The organism is Solibacillus sp. FSL K6-1781, assembly GCF_038630735.1.
Classification (GTDB): domain Bacteria; phylum Bacillota; class Bacilli; order Bacillales_A; family Planococcaceae; genus Solibacillus; species Solibacillus silvestris.
The window spans coordinates 3,944,641-3,965,559 of sequence record NZ_CP152038.1 but is presented as its reverse complement, the minus strand read 5'-3'; the positions used below and the strand labels follow the sequence as shown (position 1 = coordinate 3,965,559).

19 protein-coding genes are annotated in these 20,919 nt (G+C 32.6%); all 19 read left to right on the top strand.

Annotated elements, in window-relative coordinates; all coding sequences use genetic code 11:
* Window positions 1-24: 24 nt before the first annotated feature.
* The 19 genes from MHH37_RS20065 (at window position 25) to MHH37_RS19975 (ending at window position 20,914) form a co-directional block, all read left to right on the top strand.
* Window positions 25-834, top strand: coding sequence for a TnsA endonuclease N-terminal domain-containing protein (locus MHH37_RS20065; protein ID WP_342574416.1), 810 nt, complete (start codon window positions 25-27; stop codon window positions 832-834).
* A complete protein-coding gene (locus MHH37_RS20060) occupies window positions 834-2,972 on the top strand; it encodes a DNA-binding protein (protein WP_342574414.1) in 2,139 nt (712 codons plus the stop codon). Before MHH37_RS20065 ends, MHH37_RS20060 begins: the two co-directional genes overlap by 1 nt.
* Window positions 2,965-4,536, top strand: coding sequence for an ATP-binding protein (locus tag MHH37_RS20055; protein ID WP_342574412.1), 1,572 nt, complete (start codon window positions 2,965-2,967; stop codon window positions 4,534-4,536). Before MHH37_RS20060 ends, MHH37_RS20055 begins: the two co-directional genes overlap by 8 nt.
* A gap of 11 nt (window positions 4,537-4,547) precedes the next feature.
* Window positions 4,548-6,401 (top strand): TnsD family transposase, encoded by a 1,854-nt coding sequence (locus tag MHH37_RS20050; RefSeq protein ID WP_342574410.1) that lies wholly within the window; start codon window positions 4,548-4,550, stop codon window positions 6,399-6,401.
* Window positions 6,382-6,726 carry a hypothetical protein gene (locus tag MHH37_RS20045; RefSeq protein WP_342574409.1) on the top strand — a complete coding sequence of 115 codons (345 nt, stop codon included), beginning with the start codon at window positions 6,382-6,384 and terminating at the stop codon, window positions 6,724-6,726. Before MHH37_RS20050 ends, MHH37_RS20045 begins: the two co-directional genes overlap by 20 nt.
* A gap of 125 nt (window positions 6,727-6,851) precedes the next feature.
* Window positions 6,852-8,216 (top strand): TnsD family Tn7-like transposition protein, encoded by a 1,365-nt coding sequence (locus tag MHH37_RS20040; protein ID WP_342574407.1) that lies wholly within the window; start codon window positions 6,852-6,854, stop codon window positions 8,214-8,216.
* A gap of 126 nt (window positions 8,217-8,342) precedes the next feature.
* Entirely contained in the window at window positions 8,343-10,490 is a 2,148-nt protein-coding gene (locus MHH37_RS20035) for an AAA family ATPase (protein ID WP_342574406.1), read from the top strand.
* Between the two features lies 1 nt (window position 10,491).
* Window positions 10,492-12,270, top strand: coding sequence for an ATP-dependent helicase (locus tag MHH37_RS20030; RefSeq protein ID WP_342574405.1), 1,779 nt, complete (start codon window positions 10,492-10,494; stop codon window positions 12,268-12,270).
* A gap of 67 nt (window positions 12,271-12,337) precedes the next feature.
* The gene (locus MHH37_RS20025) at window positions 12,338-13,504 is read left to right on the top strand and encodes an AAA family ATPase (RefSeq protein WP_342574404.1); all 1,167 of its coding nucleotides are present in this window, start codon (window positions 12,338-12,340) and stop codon (window positions 13,502-13,504) included.
* A complete protein-coding gene (locus MHH37_RS20020) occupies window positions 13,497-14,291 on the top strand; it encodes an HNH endonuclease (RefSeq protein WP_342574403.1) in 795 nt (264 codons plus the stop codon). Before MHH37_RS20025 ends, MHH37_RS20020 begins: the two co-directional genes overlap by 8 nt.
* 448 nt (window positions 14,292-14,739) lie before the next feature.
* Window positions 14,740-15,852 carry an ABC transporter permease gene (locus tag MHH37_RS20015; RefSeq protein WP_342574401.1) on the top strand — a complete coding sequence of 371 codons (1,113 nt, stop codon included), beginning with the start codon at window positions 14,740-14,742 and terminating at the stop codon, window positions 15,850-15,852.
* Window positions 15,853-16,530: an ABC transporter ATP-binding protein gene (locus tag MHH37_RS20010; RefSeq protein WP_008405954.1), complete on the top strand. Its 678-nt coding sequence runs from the start codon at window positions 15,853-15,855 to the stop codon at window positions 16,528-16,530. It begins immediately after the preceding gene.
* A gap of 117 nt (window positions 16,531-16,647) precedes the next feature.
* Window positions 16,648-17,361, top strand: a complete 714-nt coding sequence (locus MHH37_RS20005) for a ZIP family metal transporter (protein WP_342574400.1) — start codon at window positions 16,648-16,650, stop codon at window positions 17,359-17,361.
* Between the two features lie 102 nt (window positions 17,362-17,463).
* A complete protein-coding gene (locus MHH37_RS20000; protein WP_342574399.1) occupies window positions 17,464-18,387 on the top strand; it encodes a phosphotransferase family protein in 924 nt (307 codons plus the stop codon).
* A gap of 34 nt (window positions 18,388-18,421) precedes the next feature.
* On the top strand, window positions 18,422-18,631 hold the full coding sequence (locus MHH37_RS19995; RefSeq protein WP_008405950.1) for a hypothetical protein: 210 nt from the start codon (window positions 18,422-18,424) through the stop codon (window positions 18,629-18,631).
* Complete coding sequence (locus tag MHH37_RS19990; RefSeq protein ID WP_342574398.1) at window positions 18,628-19,341, top strand: methyltransferase domain-containing protein; 714 nt, start codon at window positions 18,628-18,630, stop codon at window positions 19,339-19,341. Before MHH37_RS19995 ends, MHH37_RS19990 begins: the two co-directional genes overlap by 4 nt.
* Window positions 19,342-19,697: 356 nt before the next feature.
* A complete protein-coding gene (locus tag MHH37_RS19985; RefSeq protein ID WP_008405947.1) occupies window positions 19,698-20,027 on the top strand; it encodes a hypothetical protein in 330 nt (109 codons plus the stop codon).
* 15 nt (window positions 20,028-20,042) lie between these two features.
* Window positions 20,043-20,441, top strand: a complete 399-nt coding sequence (locus MHH37_RS19980) for a DUF350 domain-containing protein (RefSeq protein WP_342574397.1) — start codon at window positions 20,043-20,045, stop codon at window positions 20,439-20,441.
* A gap of 17 nt (window positions 20,442-20,458) precedes the next feature.
* On the top strand, window positions 20,459-20,914 hold the full coding sequence (locus MHH37_RS19975) for an RNA helicase (protein WP_342574396.1): 456 nt from the start codon (window positions 20,459-20,461) through the stop codon (window positions 20,912-20,914).
* Window positions 20,915-20,919 lie beyond the last annotated feature (5 nt).

The following is a 20,919-nucleotide window of genomic DNA, read 5'->3' as shown; positions in this document are numbered from 1 at the left end:
TCAATCTAAAAGGAGAAGATGTATTTGTCAAAACGTCAAACCGGTTGGACTGAAGTAAAAATTTCTCGGTATATCAAGGAAGGTAGAGGGCAAGGTGAATTGGCCCTTTACAAGCCTTGGCTAACAATTCAAGACGTGCCTTCAATAGGACGCGTACATCGTTTCATAGGATGGAAAACAAAGCGTCAACACCATTTACTTTCGGATTTAGAATTTAATTATCATTGCTTTTGCGATTGGGCAGAAAATGTGATTGATATTCGCGAGCAATTTCCTCTAGAACGAGAGTTAACGTTAAAAATAGCTGAGAACTTAGGTATTAATCATCCTGTTGATAAGAAAACAAACACCCCTATTGTGATGACTACAGATTGCTTCTTAACTATGCGAGAAGGGACTTCAATTGTTTATAAGGCCCGAACACTGAAGTTTGAAAATGACCTTAATGACGAAAGAATTATCGAAAAATTCGAAATAGAGAAGTGTTATTGGGAGCAGCAGGGAATTGACTGGGCAATTGTGACTGAGAAAGAGTTACCAACAACTTTTATCAGCAATTTAAAGTTTTTACGTGATGCTTATTTTGTTAATGATGCTGTGAATGTTGCTTTACTTATGGAGGACTGGAATAGCTTTACTGGTCCTATCCTTACAAACTTACAAGCGTTTGACATGAAATATAATTTTGAGGTAGGAACAGGTATTAGTTTATATAAGCATGCTTTAGCAAAGAAATTTTTAAAAGTGAACATGCATGAAAAAATAAACTTAAATGAAGATGTTTCAAATATAACAGTGGCGACTTTGTCTGATTCTAAAAAGAGGTGGGCTTAATGAATTTTTATATTAATGAAATTTTACAAGACTGCCAACAAGAAAAAACATATAGAATTCTTTGGATCGATTCAGGCAATGTCATTCTATACATTTTAGAACTTGATAATGCTAAAGCTTTTCCGGAAAAGAAGAGGGTCTCTGAAATAAGCGAATTAATTATTATTGGTGATTGGATAAAGATTATTGATTCGTCTTATGATGTGATTGTATCGAATGAATATGAAAAGAAGCATTATGAAGCGCGAGATGCTGCATGGGCAATTATTGAAGCAATCGTAAAGGAAGAACCAGTAATTTATGAAAAATCTATTCGTACAAAGCTTATAAAAGAAACACAGGAAAAGTATCAAGTATCATATCCAACAGTACGTAAATATTTATATAAATATTGGTCGAGAGGTAAAACACTAGACGCTTTGCTTCCGGATTATAAATACTCTGGTGGAAAAGGAAAAGAGAAAAAGGCTGGAGACAGTAAGCGTGGCAGGCCACCTGTATACGGCGTAAAAGGAATAAACGTTGATGAAGACACAAAAAGAATTTTTAGATTAGCAATTGAAAAATACTATTTAACTTCAAAACAAAATAATTTAACAGCAGCATATAAATTTATGGTGAAACAATTTTATGTAGAGAATATTTATTTTGAAAATGGTGTTGAGAAAGTACTGTTGAAAGATGAAGACTTTCTTCCTACCCTCGCACAGTTTAAATATTGGTACCAAAAAGAGTACAATGTAACAGAAATATTAATTGCAAGAAAAGGAGAAAAACGTTTTAACAAGGATCATCGTGCAGTTTTAAATACATCTCAATCAGAAGTCTTTGGTCCAGGATCTCGTTATCAAATTGATGCAACTAGTGCAGATGTGTATTTAGTTTCTGAAGTGAATCGGAATTGGATTATAGGACGCCCAATTTTATATTTAGTGATGGATGTATTTAGTAGAATGGTAGTGGGAATGCATATTGGTTTAGAGGGGCCCTCATGGAAAGGTGCTAGTATGGCATTAACTAATGTTATTACCGATAAAAAGCAGTATTGTGCACAATATGACATTGAAATAAATGAAGAAGATTGGCCAACCCGCCAATTACCAGAAATTTTGTTAGCAGATAAAGGTGAATTTGAAGGCTATAACGTAGAGCGATTGATAAAAGCATTTAATTTACATGTGGAGAATGCGGCATCGTATCGTGCTGATTGGAAAGGTATTGTCGAAAAGCAATTTGATTTAGTTCAGAGGAAAGTAAAGCCATTACTACCTGGTTATGTTGATATTGATTTTCAAGAACGTGGAGCTAAAGATTATAGATTAAATGCAATATTGACATTGAGAGAATTTACTCAAATATTAATTAAACAAGTTCTACAGCATAATAAAAAGCATTATTTAAAAACCTATGTACGAGAGCGAGATTTAGTAGCAGATGATGTGCAACCTATACCTATTGATTTATGGAATTGGGGTATTAGAAATCGAACTGGTAAGTTACGATCGTTTCCAGAAGAGTTAGTTAAATTACAGTTGTTACCTAGAGAAAGTGCAACTGTAAATTATAAAGGGAATCAGTTTAAGGGTATATCTTATAGTTGTGAAAAAGCAATTAAAGAAAATTGGTTTGAAAATGCGCGAATGAAGGGGTCATGGAAAATTGAAATAGCTTATGATCCAGTAAATATGAGCCATTTTTATTTTGTAAACGAATCAAGTGGTTATTTTGAAGAATGTTATATGTTAGAAGTTTCTAAAAGATATGAAGGGTTAAGTTTGCACGAAATAAACTATTGGAGAATGGCGGAAAAAATAGCTGAACATGGTCAACATCATAATCAACTTCAAAAAGATGTAGATTATTTTGCTGATGTCGAAGCAATTATTAAACAAGCAGAGATAGAAAAAAAAGCTCAAGAAGATCCAACATTGAGTAAAGCAGAGCGAGTTGGTGCAATTAGAGATAACCGGAAGGCAGAAAAAGATAGACAGCGTAAAGTTGAGTCAAAGCCAATAATTGAAAAGCAAGTGATGGATACTGAGGCTATCGCGTTTCCGCAAGCAATTGATAAAACAGATTTTAAAAGACCTAATGTACGAGACTTTTTAAGACGTAGAAAGGGTGATAAAGATGAATGAGCAAGCAAGACTTAGAGGGATTATGTCCGCTGTATACAATGAGCAAGAAATTATTGATTTCAAAGGGAATCCTTTAATTGAAGCATTGCCGCCTATTCTTTCACCTGAAGAAGCTTATGAAAAATTGTGCTACTATCCACCTTACGATGTACAGGAGGCAAATTTACCAACACATATACGCTATCATGCGATTCTTCGCATTAATAAATTCTTTCAGCCGGTAATGCAACATTTGGATTTAGAACAACGATTTTCAAGGTTGCTACGTCATGGCTATGTTAGTAGGAATCCGAGGTTACCAGGCTATAATCGCGTATTAAACGGGGTAGAAGACATACGTTCAACAGCGTCTAGTATGACATTGATGGGTTTTTCGGGTATCGGTAAAACAACGGCGATTGAACGGATATTATCGCTTTATCCACAAGTAATTTTACATGAGCATCCGCTAAATTTATTTCAAGTTGTTTGGTTAAAATTAAATTGCCCTCATGACGGATCATTAAAATCGTTATGTTTAGATTTCTTTTTAAAAATGGACTCGCTTCTTGGTACAAACTATTATGAGAAATTTGGTAATCGTAGAAACTCTATCAGCTCTATGGTTACAAGGATGGGGCAAATTGCCCGTTTGCATTGCATTGGCGCAATCATTATTGACGAAATCCAACATCTCTTAGCAACACAAGATAATAACTCAGAGAAGATGATGAATTTCTTTGTGACGTTAATCAATGAAGTAGGTGTACCTGTAATACTCATTGGAACGATGAGAGCAAAAACAGTGCTCCAACAAGATTTTAGACAAGCGCGAAGAGGTAGCGGTCAAGGTGATATGGTTTGGCAACAAATGGAGAAAGATGATGACTGGGATATACTCATTGAGAGCTTGTGGGAGTACCAATGGATTCAAAAACGTACAAACTTAACTGAAGAGCTGAACCAAACTTTATATGAAGAGAGCCAAGGTATTGTAGATATAGCTGTAAAATTATTTGCATTAGCACAAGGTAGAGCCATTGAAACAGGCGCTGAGATGATTACTGCAGCAGCACTTAAACAAGTAGCAAAGGATGATTTAAAGTTAGTACAGCCAATGCTCAAAGCGCTAAGAGATGGACGAACATCTGAATTAGAAAAGTATGCGGATATTATGCCAATGGATATTGAAGAATATTTAGTTATGCGAGAATCGAAAATCGATTTAAGAGCAACGATACAAAAGAAAAAGGAGCTTCAAGCTCAAAAAAGCCAAGAGAAGCAACTAACGAATATAGAAACAATTATGAGTTCGTTAATAACATTAGGAATTGATGTTGAAATAGCACAGAAAGCTGCTACAAAATCATTGAATGAAGCAGGTAATGAAGACTTACCAGCATTAATGAAATCTGCTATTAGTTTAGCTGAACAACTAATTAAGCCGAAACCAAAAATATCTAAAGAACGCACAGGCACATTGTTAAAAATCGTAGAACAAGCAAAGAAAAATAAACACTCGAATTATGAATTATTGAAGGAAGCAGAATATATAAAATCGCCTTTGGATGAATTTGCATTGTAGGAGGAAGAGCCATGCTTAGTTATTTTCCTAGTCTTTATCCAGACGAATTGTTGTATAGCTGGTTTGCACGCTATCATGTTCACTCATGCAACACAAGCTCAAAGCAAACTATGAAAGAATTGTTTGGAAATATGAGTTCAGTAGCCGTAGTCGATTTCCCTAATAATTTAGAGATTTTTTATAAAAACATCGCACATTTCAATCCACCAAAAATAACTGAATTGGTGACAAATCATACAATGTACAGTTATTATACAGCTTTTCAATCAGAGATGATGAAAAGTCGTGCAATAAACTATATCAATAATGGCGGTAAGCCTGGTGCAATTCACATGTTTCTAGGCATTGCTGCATCCACAATAAAAAACTGGCATTATCTGCGTTTTTGTCCTAGCTGCTTACAGCAAGATAGAGACAAGTATGGAGAAGCTTATTGGCATAGGAGTCACCAATTGCCGAAAGTGTTCTATTGTTATCTACACCAAGAATTACTTCACGATTCAACTATTGAATTTCGCAACCCACATAAACATGAATTTGTTTCAGCCGAAAAAGCGGAGTTATTACCACATTTAGTCACTGTATTTTCACCAAAGCTTGAGCAACGTTTGAAAAAGCTTTCTGATGAAAGTATTAAACTAATCCACTATACAGAAAATACACAAACACGAATACAAGACTTCACGCAAATCTATAAATATTTATTGCAAGTAAATGGTTACGCAACTCATTTTGGGAAAGTACATCAGCAATATTTTACGCAGCAACTAAAAAAATATTATGGAGAAGAATTTTTAACATTAGTTGACTGTAATTTTGATGAACATTCAGATACATCATGGATAAGAAGTATTGTTAGAAAACACCGTAAGGCTTTTCATCCTGTACAGCATTTATTGTTGTTACATTTTTTAAATGTGTCATTTAAAGACTTAGAAAATTATATAGGCAAGAAATATGAACCATTTGGGCAAGCACCATATTATTGTTTGAATCCAGCAGCGGAGCATTATAAACAGCGTGTTGTAACAAAGGTTGTTATAACAACTTGTACAGAAACTAGAAATCCTGTTGGTACATTTAGTTGTGATTGTGGTTTTGTTTATTCAAGGTGCGGTCCAGATATAGATAAAGCTGATGCATTTAAAGTGGGGAGAATAAAGATTTTTGGTCCAGTGTGGCAGGCAAAATTAATCCGATTAGCAACAAGCGGATTAAGCTACTATCGTATTGCGCAAGTTTTAGAATGTGATTATGCTACCGTAAAAAAATATTTAGAAATTAAAAAAGTAGAAAAGTCGTCTAATAATAATTCAGATACAGATACTAAATTGAAAAATGAGGAGGAATGGCTTGCAATATTAAGGCAAAATCCTGAATTATCAATTACAAGACTTAGAGAATTAGTACCGGCACTATATGCTTGGCTTTATCGTTATAATCGTGAATGGCTTAAAAAAAATTCTCCTAAAAAAAACTCCGTGGAAAATAAAAGAAAGAATAAAATCGATTGGGAAGAACGAGATTTTAAAATTTTAAAGGAAATACAGGAAGTTATAACTAATTTATATGCTTTAGAAAAACCTGTTTATGTTAATAAAACTAGAGTAGCAAAAAGCATTAGGAAATTATCTATGATTGAGAAAAATATAGATAAACTTCCACGTTCAAAAGATTTTTTGAGTAAAAATCTTGAAACAAGAGAACAGTATCATATTCGTAAAATAATGTGGGCGTGCAAAAAAATATTCTTAGATGAGGGTTCCATAGTAAATTGGAAAATAAAGCGTTTAGCTTGCATAAAAAATGAAGAAAAAGTAGATACGTTCATAAAGGAGACAAAGGATGATTCCATTTTTTCCTAAGCCGTATAATGATGAAATATATTTTAGTATTATAGCTAGATATGATCATTTGTTACTCAATAATAACAAGGAGACATTAGAGGAATTACTAGGTAATAAGAATAAACCTTTAGATGCTGAATATCCCTTAGGGATTTCTTATTTAGTAGACCAAGTCAGAATTTTTTCCAAAAATTATACAGTTGAATATTTCTTGAATAATCATACTAATTATCTATTTTATAGATATTTTCATAAAGATATTTTAGAAGAGGATATTTTATTTCTAATTCCTCTTTTTATAAAAATTATAATTACATTAGAGTTAAACAAATTAAAAAATTAAAGACAAGGGTATGTAAAAAATGTTTAGAAAATAATTTTTTTAAATATGGTGAAATTTATGTAAATCGAAAACATCAATTACCAGGATATTTTATTTGTCCTATTCATAAAATAGGGCTTTGTAATTTGAAAGTAACTTCTGGATATAATTACACTCCCAAAAATTTTTTGCCTAAATATCAAAATTTAGAATTTGAAGAGATAGATGTGCCTCATGATTTATTTGAAGAACTGTTCAATTTAAAAGAAGATCTTGAATATATATTAGATAATGGAAAAAATTTAGATATAAATGAATTAAAAAATAGGTGTATAGAATTCTTAGAATTAAAGGGTTTATCTTTACCACAACTAAAGCGCGTTGAAAATATTAAAAATTTATTAAAACAAACATTTTCTCAAGAATTAATTGAATATTTAGGGGTAAATATCAGTGAAATTGATGTTAGCAAAATATTAAATAATAAAAGATATAGTATTTATGTAAGTGAATTAGATTATTTAAAAACTATTTTGTTGATGAGAGCATTGGCTGGATCTGTAAAAGGATTTTTTGAATTAAAAGTTGAGTACAAGCCATTTGGAGAGCTTTGGATATGTATGAATCCTTTTTGTGAACATTATAAAGTCCGAAGTTTAGATAAAATTAAAATAGATATTCATTTGGGGACACGATTATTGTATGGTGAGGTAAAATGTGATTATTGTGGGTTTACATATAGATTAAAAGAAAATGAAGACCCATTAACAATACCTTACTTTTCTAATAGAATCATTGATAAAGGGGATATGTTTGTTTCTAAAATCTATGAGTTAGCAGAACAGGGGTATTCTCAAAATGCAATAGCCAAGGTTGCAAATATTTCTATACCTACTGTTTCAAAAATCTTAAATGGTCAATATGTAGATAAATGGAAATATTTAGATGTTAAACGTAAAGAAAAGACACGAATGTACAAAACAATTTGGAGAAAGATTTATAAAGAAAATAAACATTTAACTAGATATGAATTATCAAAACTGAATAGAGCAGCATATACGTGGTTAAATAAATACGATAATGAATGGTTACAAGAAAAGTTACCCCCTAGTAGGGTTGGGCGAACTAAAAAGGAAAGGAAGTATAACCACGTAGAATTTGCAAAAAAAATCTTAAATTTACTATACAATTGGTCAGTATATGAAAGAAATATTGGTAAGTTAGTAAGAAGGACAATGTATTTTTTATATTTAGAATTAGGAATAAGTCCAAACCATTGTAGTAAATATCAAGATATAGCTGAAGCTGTAAATAGTTTTTTGGAAAGTACATTGGATTTTAGAAAAAGAAAAATAGATTATTTATTAGCTAATGAATTTAGTAATAATTTTGTTCGCCCCTATGTTATCGCTGAGAGGGCAAGAATAAGAACGGTAATACGTGATGGGGATAAAGAATTGGAGGAATATTTAATAAAGAAGATAAATGAACATAATAAAGAAAAAATTTAAAATAAATCATAAAATATAGTAAATTTTTCTTAAATAGTATTGGAAATATATTCCGTTTGTTTATAATTAAACTAAACAAACGGATTTTTTATATTTATGAAGTATGAATTAAAAGGATGATTATGAATGTATATTTCTCAACTGCAATTAACAAATTTTAGGAATTTTAAAAACGCCATTTTCAAGTTTAAACAAGGGGTTAACACTTTAATTGGCGAAAACAGTTCAGGGAAATCTAATGTGCTATATGCAATTCGTTTACTTTTAGATGAAAGTTTACCTATTAATGCTACAAAACTTTTGGAAACAGACTTTAATCAGAATATTAATGAATGGAAAGGTCATTGGATAGTACTAAAACTAACCTTTAAGAATCTTGATTCTAGTGAAGCAGCTAGCTTTGTAGCTCATCATTCACAAAATGTGGGTAATGATGAAGAAGCAGTCGGTACATATGCTTTATATTATCGACCTAATAAAATGGTGAGAAAAAGTTTGTATGATTTTACAAAACAAATAGAAGAACTCCAAGAAATGGGGGAGGATACTTCAGAATCCAAACATAATCTTAACCTTTTTTTGAAAGGACTTACGCTAAAAGATTATGAAAGTGTTTACTCTTGTAGGGTAAATGCAGATTTTAACGATGAACAGCAATATAAGTCTCTAGTTGGAGATTTTGAAAACGGGATTTTTCCGAATCCTGAAGAAGAAGATAATTTTGCTCTTGGAAATATTTCCACACATATTACAATGATAAAAAAAGAAGTTTCCTGCACTTTTGTCAAAGCGTTAAGAAATGTTATAGCAGAACTAAAGCAAAAAAAGAGTAGTCCTTTACTACAATTATTAAGAGGAACGACTAATGATATTGAAGTTGGAGAAGCAGAAAAAATCAAAAAACAAGTAAAAGATTTAAACAATGATATAAGCGAACTAGATGAAATAAGCACATTAACGAAGAAAATAAAGTCTTCCTTAAATAGAACTTTAGGTTATACATATTCACCCAATGTAAATATAAAGTCTGAGTTACCGGAGGAAGTTGAAACAATGCTTCAATCGTTAACCTTATGGGTTGGTGATGATTCCTCGAGCAATCAAGGAAAATTAGATGATTTAAGTTTAGGTGGGGCAAATTTAATTTATATCACTTTAAAGTTGTTAGAGTATGAGTTTTATCAGGATCAAGAAGAGAAAGCAGCACATTTTTTATTAATTGAGGAACCAGAAGCTCACATTCATACACATGTTCAAAAAACTTTATTCGAGAAATATCATTTTGAAAATACTCAAGTAATTATTACTACACATTCCACACATATTTCCTCTGCAAGTAAAATTGATTCGATGAATATTTTGATAAAAGAAAAAGGTTATACAAAAGTTTGCCAACCTAGTAATGGATTAGATATAGATACTTGTAAAAGAATTGAAAGATATTTAGATGCAACAAGATCGACTTTATTATTTGCAAAGGGTGTTATTTTAGTTGAAGGTGATGCGGAACTTATATTAATTCCAGCAATGTTTAAAGTTGTTTTTGGAATTAGTCTCGATGAAATAGGTGTAAGCGTAGTAAGTATGAGTAGTACAGTATTTGAACATATTGCAGGTTTATTTGATACTTCTAGAATCCATAGAAAATGCGCTATTATTACTGATTTTGATGAAGCAATTGATATATTACCACAAGATCCAACTAATGATACCTCTGAACAAAAGAAAATGAGAGATTCACAAAAAGCAGGTCAAGAAAGATCAGAATATCTGAATAGTAAATACAGAGCTAATCCATGGGTGGAGGTTTTTTATGCACCTCATACATTTGAAATTGATTTTATCTTAAGTGGTAATGAATATGAAGTTGCTGAGATACTACCTTTAATTTACGAAAGACCTAACTATATTTTAGATTCTAAAGGAAGATTAAATGCTGAAGATGAAGTGATAAAGGGTAAAGAAGCATTAAGGCTGGCAGAAAAAGTAGGCAAAGGATGGTTTGCACTTTTATTATCAGAAAAGCTTACATCACGTACATATATTCAACAATATATATTAGAAGCAATTGCATTTACATCTGAACATATTACTAATGAACATTTAGTAGCGATGGCTAAATATAGAATTATTAGTAATGAGATTGAATTAAAAAATGAAACTAGCTCAATAGATGAATTACAACTAACGGAATTAACGGGCCTTATTGAAGAATATGATGAAGACGATGATTTACTAAAATTAATAAGCCTTTTAGGAGTTGAATTAATTTAACATGCATATTAATTTAAACCCGTTACAACTAGCAGCGATAAATGAAGAAGAAAATGCACTTGTATTAGCGTGTCCTGGAAGTGGTAAAACTCGAGTCCTAACTATGAAGATTGCTAATAAACTTGAAGAGTTAAAACGCAGAACAGATAGAATTGCGGCACTTACATTCACCAATCGGGCAGCAGATGAAATTGATAAAAGAGTAAATTCTATGGGAATTGATATATCTCAGTTGTGGACAGGCACCATTCATTCTTTTTGTTTACAGTGGATTATTAGACCCTATGGTATCTATTTATCTGAGTTACAAAAAAAATATTCTATTTTAGACGAATTTAAAGCTCAAGATTTAAAAGATGCTATTAAGGATGAATTTGATATACCTAGATACAATGATTTCCTTACTAGAATAGATAGAAATGGAAACTATGTTAATAGTGAAGAAAAGTATAATAATGCGGCTAAAGCGTACCATAAATTCATATTAGAAAATAATTTAATAGATTTTGATCTTATTTTATATTTCTCATATTTGTTAATTATTCAATATACTCAAGTTGCAATTAATCTTTCAAGTATTTTTAAATATTTTTTTATAGATGAATTTCAGGATACACAAGATCTTCAATATGCAATTGTTGGAGAGATAATTAAAGCTTCAGAGGGGCAATGTAAGATTTTCTTAGTTGGTGATCCAGACCAAGCTATATTTAAGTCTTTAGGTGGGGTTGTGAAAACTCCTTCAGAGATAAGTGATGACATTGGTGGGTACAGTATCAAACAATTAGGGCTAAGTAATAATTATAGATCCACGCAACGAGTAATAAATCTATATGGTAACTTTCAAAGTACAGGCTTAGCAATAGAATCCTTAGCAGATTATCATGATCACGAGGGTATTATTACATTTGATAAAAATATTCATAAAGATGATCTAGTAAATAGAATTACTGAAATTATAAAAGATGAGATTTCAAAAGGTGTTTCTCCAAACGAAATTTGTATTTTAGCACCGCAATGGAATTTATTAACTTCTATTGCTAGGAAGTTAAAAGCAAATTTACCTGATTTAGATTTTGACGCCCCAGGTCTAACTCTATTACCAAGAAATAGAGACAATTTTTGGTTTAAACTAGCTAGAATTATTTTAATTACTAAGGAGCCAAGTAAGTATTTAGTAAGAGTGAAGTGGGCAAAAGAATTTTTAGAAGAGTTAGCTATGATAAGTGGTATAGCTATTGAAATGGATAATGATAATTGTAGGAAATTACTAAAAAAAATTAATTCCATTAATATTAGAAATGAAGATGCTATTGAATATTTGGAGGAGAGTTTTAAATATGTGTTTGAAAAACTCGACTTTGATTATAGTTCAAGTAATTCATTACAGGAACAGTGGGATAGTTTCTTTAATGGATTGAAGAAGCGTTATGAAAATCCAGATTTTTTTAATGTTCCTAAAGATATTAACTATATGAAAAAGATGTTTAATTCAAAACAAGGGATAGTTGTTAATACTTGTCAGGGTGTTAAGGGAGAAGAGTTTCATACAGTTATAGCTTTTGGATTACTAAGAGGATATCTACCAAACTGGAAAGAAATAATAGGTAAAACTAGAGAGAATGAAATTGAAGAATCAAACAAGTTATTATATGTTATATGCTCTAGAGCTAAGAAAAACTTGTTTTTATTTTCTGAAATTGGGAGAAGAACTTTGAAGGGTTCATCGTATGAAGTGAATTATCAATTAAATCTAATAGATTTTAGTTATAATGAATAGAACTAGAAATTTATAAAAATTTACAATCCGAAGAAATTTATATTGAAAACCTAAAGAGGAGAAAAAAATGCTGAGAATTAATTGGATTGATATAAATAATACCAATGGAATAGAGAACTTAAGTTTGGAATTTAATAATGGAATTAATTTGATTTGTGGAGAGAATGGAATTGGGAAAACTACTATTTTAGACTGTATTGCTAGTTCATTTAACCGTCATAATAAGAATGTAAGGACAAATGTTAATAGTTCTCACGATGGTAACTGGGGAATTTCCTATTCAAAAAATGAGAGTAATATTCATGAAATATTTAGTTTGAGTGATCTTGAAACAGTAGATAACTATCAGTATAATAGAAAATTTAGATTTGAAAATAGAATAAAATCAAAAGAGCTAATTAATTTTTCTATCAATCGAACTTCTCTAACAAACATTTTTTACGGAAATCAGCTTGATTATATTCAAAGTTGGATGTTGGAAAATTATTATAAAGACAATAATTTATCTAATAAAAAGTTTTATAATTTAAAAATAGCACAGGAATGTTTTACTAGATTAGATTCTAGAATTAAATTTAGTAAGGTTACAGAAAGAGTTTTAGAAACAAATAAAGGTACACGTAGAATATTGGCTGATATATATTTAGAAACACCAAATGGTGAAATTCCCTTCAATTTTTTATCATCTGGGTACAGGTCATGTTTATTAATTCTGTTAGGTATTATTAGACAAACAGAAGTTACAAGTGGGTTTAGGGATGTTCATTTATTTGAGGGCGTTATACTAATTGATGAACTAGATTTGCATCTACATCCGGAGTGGCAAGCAAAATTAATAGAAATATTAAAATGGCTTGTTCCGAGAGCGCAAGTTATTGCTACTACACACAGCCCTCATATAATTCAAACAGCTAAACAAAACGAAGTAATAGCCTTATCCTTTTTAAATAATAAAAATAAAATGAATTCAGAGAATGCTTTTATGGATAGCAAATATGATTTCCAAGGGTGGACTATAGAGGAAATCTTAAAAGATGTAATGGGAATGGAAAGCTCATACTCTAAAAATTTTTCATGTATTTTAAAAGAATTTGATAAAGCAGTATCAGATTTTGATATAGAAAAAATAAAAATTTTATATAAAAATATTGATGAAATGCTACATCCACATAATCACTTGAGGAAAATTTTAAAAATCCAAATAACATCATTGTTAGAGGTGTACGATGATTAAATTAGAAAGAGAAAGTTGCCCTATAGAGCTAACAGACGAAGTTAAGAGAGAACTAACACAACAATTTATTAGTGGTGGGAAATCTGTTTGGAATAAAGATTATATTAAAGATGGTTTGTTGAAAAGTTCACATTACAAATGTGCATATTGTGAATGTAGTGTTGATAGAGAATCTAAATATATGGAAGTAGAACATTTTCATGATAAACATACATATCCTAAAGAAGTAGTGGAATGGGAGAATTTATTACCTAGTTGCAAAAGATGTAACGGAAATAAATCTACCTTTGATACGAAAGCAAATGATTTTATTAATCCTTATTTTATGAATCCACAGGAACATTTAATCTTAGTTAATTATAGATTTTACCCGATATCTAACGCTGCTAAAAATACCATAGATCAACTTTTATTAAATGATTCACAGAGATTAGTAATGCAACGTTTTGAAATTGCAGAAACTGTTAATACTAAGATAGAGGAACTTTATGAAAGAGCTATGGAGTATAAAGAAAATATTAAAAGGACAAGTCAAAATAGAAACAAAATAGTAAATGGAGTCGAGAATTTATTAACAGAAGCGTTACCAAAAGCTTCATATTGCGCAATAGTAGCAACGGCAATTATTAATGATGTTCATTTTTTTCTTATAAAGAACATTTTAATAAACGAGTCCTTATGGTCAAATAATATGCAACAAAAATTAGATGCAGTACAAGAAAATGCTTTAGACACAAATGTAAGAAGAACATTAGCTTTTTTAGATACTGTTAGTAAAGAATATTAAATAACTTTTTTATTTAATAATTAGGATCAGATTGATAGAAATATAAATTTATTAAATAACTTTAAAACCACCTATCAAATTTATCGATAGGTGGTTATTGTATTTATAAGGTACAAATTAAACAACTTTATTATTTATAAACACGCTTATGTATTAAATAAGCGAACGGTTTTTTATATATTAATATAACAAACCTACTTACATAATCTTTCAAATAAAATTTTAAATAGTTTATATAAAGTTCATATTCGGCGCCTATACTATAAAGCGGCATGGAAAAAATTTATATTTATCCATTTTTTAATAGTTATAATTTATGTTCAAATAAGAATTTGATATTTAAATATAGTTATTAAAAGGCGGATAATTTATTTCGAGGTGATCAATTTTCTAGTAATTAGAAGAGTTGAAAAGATCGGTTGATATATATTATTAAGGAGGATTTACAATGTTTTTAGCAATCAAAGAAATGAAACACGCGAAAAAACGTTTCATGATGATTGGCGCAATTATTATGCTTATCGCATGGCTTGTTTTTATTTTATCAGGATTAGGTAATGGCTTATCGTCATTAGCTGCAGCGACGATGAAAAATATCGACGGAGATCTTTTTATTTATGAAGAAGGCTCTGCTGCAACAATGATGAAAACGAAGGTAACAGGTACGGTTGCCGATCATGTTGAGGGTCAATTTGGTGTCAAAGAGGCAGCGAAGTTTGGACAATCAACTGTTATCGTGAAATCGCCTGATGCGAAAGAAAAAGTAGACGTAGCGTTTCTTGGAATCGAACCAGGTAAATTTATCGAGCCAAAAGTTGTAGCAGGTAAACAAATGTCTGCAGAAAATAAAATGGGCGTCATCATTGATGAAACATTGCAAGAAAAAGGCTACGAGATTGGCGATACAATTGAAGTAACAAGCTCTAGTATTGAATTAACAGTAGTCGGCATTACTAAAGGTGAAACGTTTAACCATTTACCAAGTGTATTTGTTAACGTAGACGTTTGGCAAAGCTATGCATTTGCAGCACCAGGATCAGATAATGGTTTAGAGAGTCCAGTAGCAATGATTGCTTTACAAGGTGCAAACATTGATGCTGATAAAATTGAAAGCAACTATGATGAGATTGAAACTTTTACAAAATCAGAAGCCGTAATGGGAATGCCGGGTTATAAAGAAGAAAGCGGAACAATCTATATGATGCTTGCCTTCTTATTCATCATTTCAGCTGTTATTATTGCGGTATTCTTCTATGTATTCATTTTGCAAAAAACACAGCAATTCGGTGTCATGAAAGCAATTGGTGCATCAAATAGCTTTATTAAAAAATCGATTATTTCACAAGTATTCGTGTTATCACTAATCAGCATTATTGCCGGCATTGTATTAACGTATTTAACTGCTCTTGTTTTTCCAGAGGGAATGCCGTTTAACTTAGATTTTAAAATGGTTCTTTTATACGCGCTTGTGTTATTAATTGTATCTGTTTTAGGTTCTGTTATTTCAGCTCGCCAAGTAACAAAAATTGATCCTTTAACAGCGATTGGGAGAGTGGAATAAATGACAGGTTTAGTACTAAAAAATGTAACGAAATCATTTAAAGAAGGGGACTCTACAGTGGATGCACTTAAAAATGTATCCCTTACAGTAAACCCGGGTGAGTTCATCGCTATTATCGGTCCATCAGGTTCAGGGAAAAGTACGCTTTTATCGATTGCTGGGGCATTACTTCAGCCTTCAACAGGTGAAGTACTTGTTAATGGTACAAATATCGGCAAGATGAAGGAAAAAGATTTATCGGCTTTTCGTTTAACAGATGTTGGATTCATTTTACAAACATCAAACTTAATTCCGTATTTAACGGTGTTAGATCAGTTATTACTAGTACGTAAAATGAAAGGCAAAGTATCAGCAGAAGATACGAAATTTGCGAAAACATTACTAACGGAATTAGGATTAGGTGACAAGTTCAACAAATTCCCGAATGAGTTATCTGGTGGGGAACGTCAGCGTGTTGCGATCGCTCGTGCATTTGTGAATAATTCAAATATCATTTTAGCTGATGAACCGACAGCAAGCTTAGATTCTAAGCGAGCATTCGAAGTCGTAAAGCAAATCCGAAAAGAAGTTAAAGAACGCAACAAAGCTGCTGTCATGGTAACCCATGACGAACGTATGCTAGAGTTTTGCGATAAAGTGTATCGTATGGAAGATGGACTGTTAACTCTGGAAGGATAATCAAATTATATTTAACCGTATTTAAAGTAAACTCATACTTTAAATACGGTTTTTTTATTTTCATAAATGCTGAAGATTAACCATACGACTAACTATACTCAGTGAAAGGTGATAACGATGTGGTTACTAGGCTTTTTATGGACTTCTTCAGGCATATTCATTGGTGGCATGATCGCATGGCTTTTTAAAGGAATCAAGCAAAGGGCAAATATTATTTATGCGCTTTGTACAGGAGTTATTCTGGGCTTGATCAGTTTTGAAATTCTCCCTGAAGCGATTGAATCAGGTGGTTGGTTAAGTACGATTATTGGATTTGTTATAGGGATGATGGTATTCACAGTACTGCATCGTAGTTCGCACTTTAAACAAGGTAAGGAAAGTTATAGTAAAGAGAAATACTATATTCGTACTGGCCTATTATTAATGCTTAGTTTCGCGGTTCACAATTTTCCGATTGGAATAACATTAGGGGCCAACCAAGAACCTGTTCTTACAAAGGCCTTACTACAAACACTTTTATTTCATAGTATTCCCGAGGGAATAATTTTGTTTATCCCTTTAATATTAGCAGGGTTAAATATATTTACAGTTTTATTAATTTCCTTTCTCGTATCGGTGCCAGTAGCTTTAGGTGTATTTATCGGTAGTTTTTTTAGTATTGTTCATCCGCTATTAAACACCGCCTTCATGAGTTTTGCTATGGGGATGATCTTTATAGTTACCGTATCGGAAATCTTATATCCGGCACTCAATAACTCATCCGTATTCAAAATTTTATGCTGTACACTTATAGGTTTTGGAGTAATCGGATATTATCTTCACTTACTTTAAAGTTTTAATATTGGAACATCGGCCTTCACTTTATTTGGAAAATTATGTACAATTATATGTTAAAATACTAGAAGCAATTACTAGCAAAAGGGGGGATTATCCATGTTCGATATAAAAAACTACGATACCTTCAAGAAAATTGAAGCAATCAATAAAGGTTGGTCGGATGATAAAAAGTTCTATATTGAAACAGTTACAAATGGGAAATTGCTGCTGCGCATATGTGACATGGCGGAGTATGATAAAAAGAAAAGTGAATATGAAATCATAAAGCGTTTAGCTGATCGGGGCTTGCCCGTTTCACGACCTGTCGATTTTGGAGTTTGTGACAACGGTAAAAGTGTTTACTCAATTTTCGTATGGTGTGACGGTGAAGATGCGGAGAAAGTATTACCTAACCTGACAGAAGTGGAACAGTATTCACTTGGGTTGAAATCAGGGCAAATACTGAAAGAGATTCACAGTATTCCTGCACCAGCAGAGCAGGAAGATTGGGGATCACACTTTAACCGTAAAGCAGACAGTAAAATCCGACTTTACCAGGATTGTGATGTAAAAATAGAGGGGGACGATAAAATCATTCGATATATCGAAGAGAACAGACACCTCCTTGAAGGCAGAGAGCAAAGTTTCCATCATGGCGATTACCATGTTGGAAATATGGTTATTTCTCCTCAGAAAGAGCTGTATGTAATTGACTTTAACCGCAGTGATTTTGGAGACCCGTGGGAAGAATTTAACCGGATTGTATGGAGTGCAACTGCCAGTCCATCTTTTGCTACAGGGCAGCTTAACGGATATTTTAACGGAACACCGCCGATGGAATTTTTCTCGCTTCTTGCTTTTTATATTAGCAGTAATATGCTGTCATCCATTCCTTGGGCTGCAAATTACAGTGAACATGATTTAAATATAATGAAAAATCAGGCAAAAAACGTTTTGCAATGGTTTGATGGCATGAACAATACTGTACCGACCTGGTATAGAAGAGAATTAAATTCGATCGATTTACAACGTAAAAGCTAATGGACAGTAAAAAGAATAGAACGGAGATGAAAAGATGGGAAAAGAATTTTGGATTCCATTACTTGCCTCTTTTGCAACAATAGCTGTTTTATATTTTATCGGTTATGTAGCTAACTTAGATTTTCTGATTTTTAAAATTTCCCTCTCATATACGGAGATTGCTTTACTGCCAATCTTTGTAGGTGCAGCAGTAGGAATAATAACTGAACGGATGCTCAAAAGGAAAGCAGGGGAAGTTAAATGATTGCCTATTATTACGACCAGCTTCATACATGGGGAAAAGAAGATGAATACTTTATGGAGCTTCTACAATTATCAAAAGCTAAAAAAATTGCCGATCTAGGCTGCGGTACTGGGCGGGTAACGATTGAACTGGCAAAGACCGGCTATGAAGTGACTGGAATCGACCCTAATGAAGAAGCCGTTCATAGAGCTCAAAGTAAGGAATATGCTGAATTGGTTTCATGGATCATTGGTGATAGTAAGAGCTTAACAATTAATTCATATGATGCAGTTATCATGACAGCGAATGTGGCACAGGTTTTTATTACAGAAGAGAGCTGGAGTAATGTTTTACAGGATGTATTTACAGCTTTAAAGCCTGGCGGACAATTTATTTTTGATGCACGGAACCCCCAAGCAAGAGCATGGGAAGAGTGGCAAAAAGATGAGACAGTAGACCAGCTTCAAGATATCTATACCCTAGACCTGTTGCTGTATTGGGATGAATATGAAGGGTTAGATCGAAATGTTTTTACGTTTTATGAAAAGATTAAAAATGTTAATACAGGTATTACGCACGAAGCAAAGGTCCAGCTAATTTTTCGAAGCCTAGAGGAAATTTCATCCGCACTTAAAAAGGCAGGCTTTACAACTGTGAACGCTTATGAAGACTTTACGTTTCAAACAGCTACAAATCAGGCAAAGTCGTTTATATTTCATTGTGTAAAATGAGTTGAATGCAAAAGCTAGAGAAAGAGTAGGAGGGGTTTTTTGGTTAGTATACTGGAAAATATTTTTCAAATTTCGGGAGCCATTCTCCTATTATGTGGGATATATTTTTATTGGCATTTCAGAAAAATGAAGAAAGAAAAAAAGTTAACATCAACTGAACGTGCAATCTACATGATTACGCAAATCACATTGTATATATGTGCGGGGAGCTACCTTCTATTGTTTTTAGATAAATAAATTAAAAGTGCTGGTTATTTCAAATCCTGTTACTGTACGGGATTTTTTTAAATTTATAGAATCTTTTTTTCCTGTTGTTACGTACGATTAAAGAGGAAAGGAAATGGAGGCTAAGAAAGATGGAGAAGACGAAAAAATTGATGGCCGGCGTATCAGCAACTGCGCTTACATTAAGTTTGGCTGGCTGCGGTACTTCAAGCAGTTTACCCCCAAAGCCTACAGACCAAAGCTGCCGGGATTGGGACTGGTCGGAAGAAGAAGGCGTATGGCGATGTGACGAGAGCCGTTCAGGACATTACGGCGCCTACTATTATGGGGGTAGATATTTCAATAATAGATCTGCACTAAATAGTGACAGCAGCTACATAAATTATAAAAACAGCGATAGCTTTAAGGCCGCAAAGACCAGTTCAGGTTTTGGCAGTGGCACTAAAAGCTTCGGGGGATAGGAGAGACAAAATAGGATGAATGGGTATTTGAATTTTTTATCATATCTGGGTGTGTCATTAGGTTTATTAATAATCGGTATGGTGCTGTTTGCGCTCAGTACACCGAAAATTAAAGAGTTTCAGTTAATTGCACAAAGGAATGTCGCAGCCGCAATGTTAATGGGCGGTAAAATAGTGGGTCTGGCAATCGTATTAGGTGCAGCGGCAGAGTATTCAATATCATTAATGGATATGGCCATTTGGGGTGTGATTGGAATTGTAGCGCAGGTAATAGTGTTTTTCCTGGCTGAAATTATAACAATCCGCTTCAGCATTCAAAAGGCGATTGAGGAAGATAACCGTGCAGTCGGAACAATGTTATTATCGTTATCAATTGCAGTCGGGTTGATAGTTGCGAAATGCATATCTTATTAATTTAAGGAGCGGAAACGATGAAGCGGTTAATTTACTATGTTGAAAAAGGAAATGGTCATTATGAGCCGTTTTATGAATATACGGAAACAAATGTAGGGATCGATGAATTTTACGCAAGGCAGCTTTGCACGTATTTTATTATGCGCGGTACACAGTATGAGCTTGTATCGAATGAGATGGAAGAAGATGTGGAAGTCCTTGTGCTAAAGGAGATGGGCCGCAATTTATCCGGTGAGGATGAGAAAAACTTTCGTGAGCGAGGTATACATATCGAGTTTAGAAGCCCAAACGAACGTGAAAATTATCGTCTGTTGGCACGTATTCCTTGTGATACGCATTTTGAAGTGATCCGCTATTTACTGAAAAACGTAGTAGATATACCATCGATTGGACAAATGCTTGTTACTTCAACAGAGATTGATGAAGATCGTGGTGTCTACGTGATTTATGTTACCGAGATGAAAGTGAGCTGAGCAAT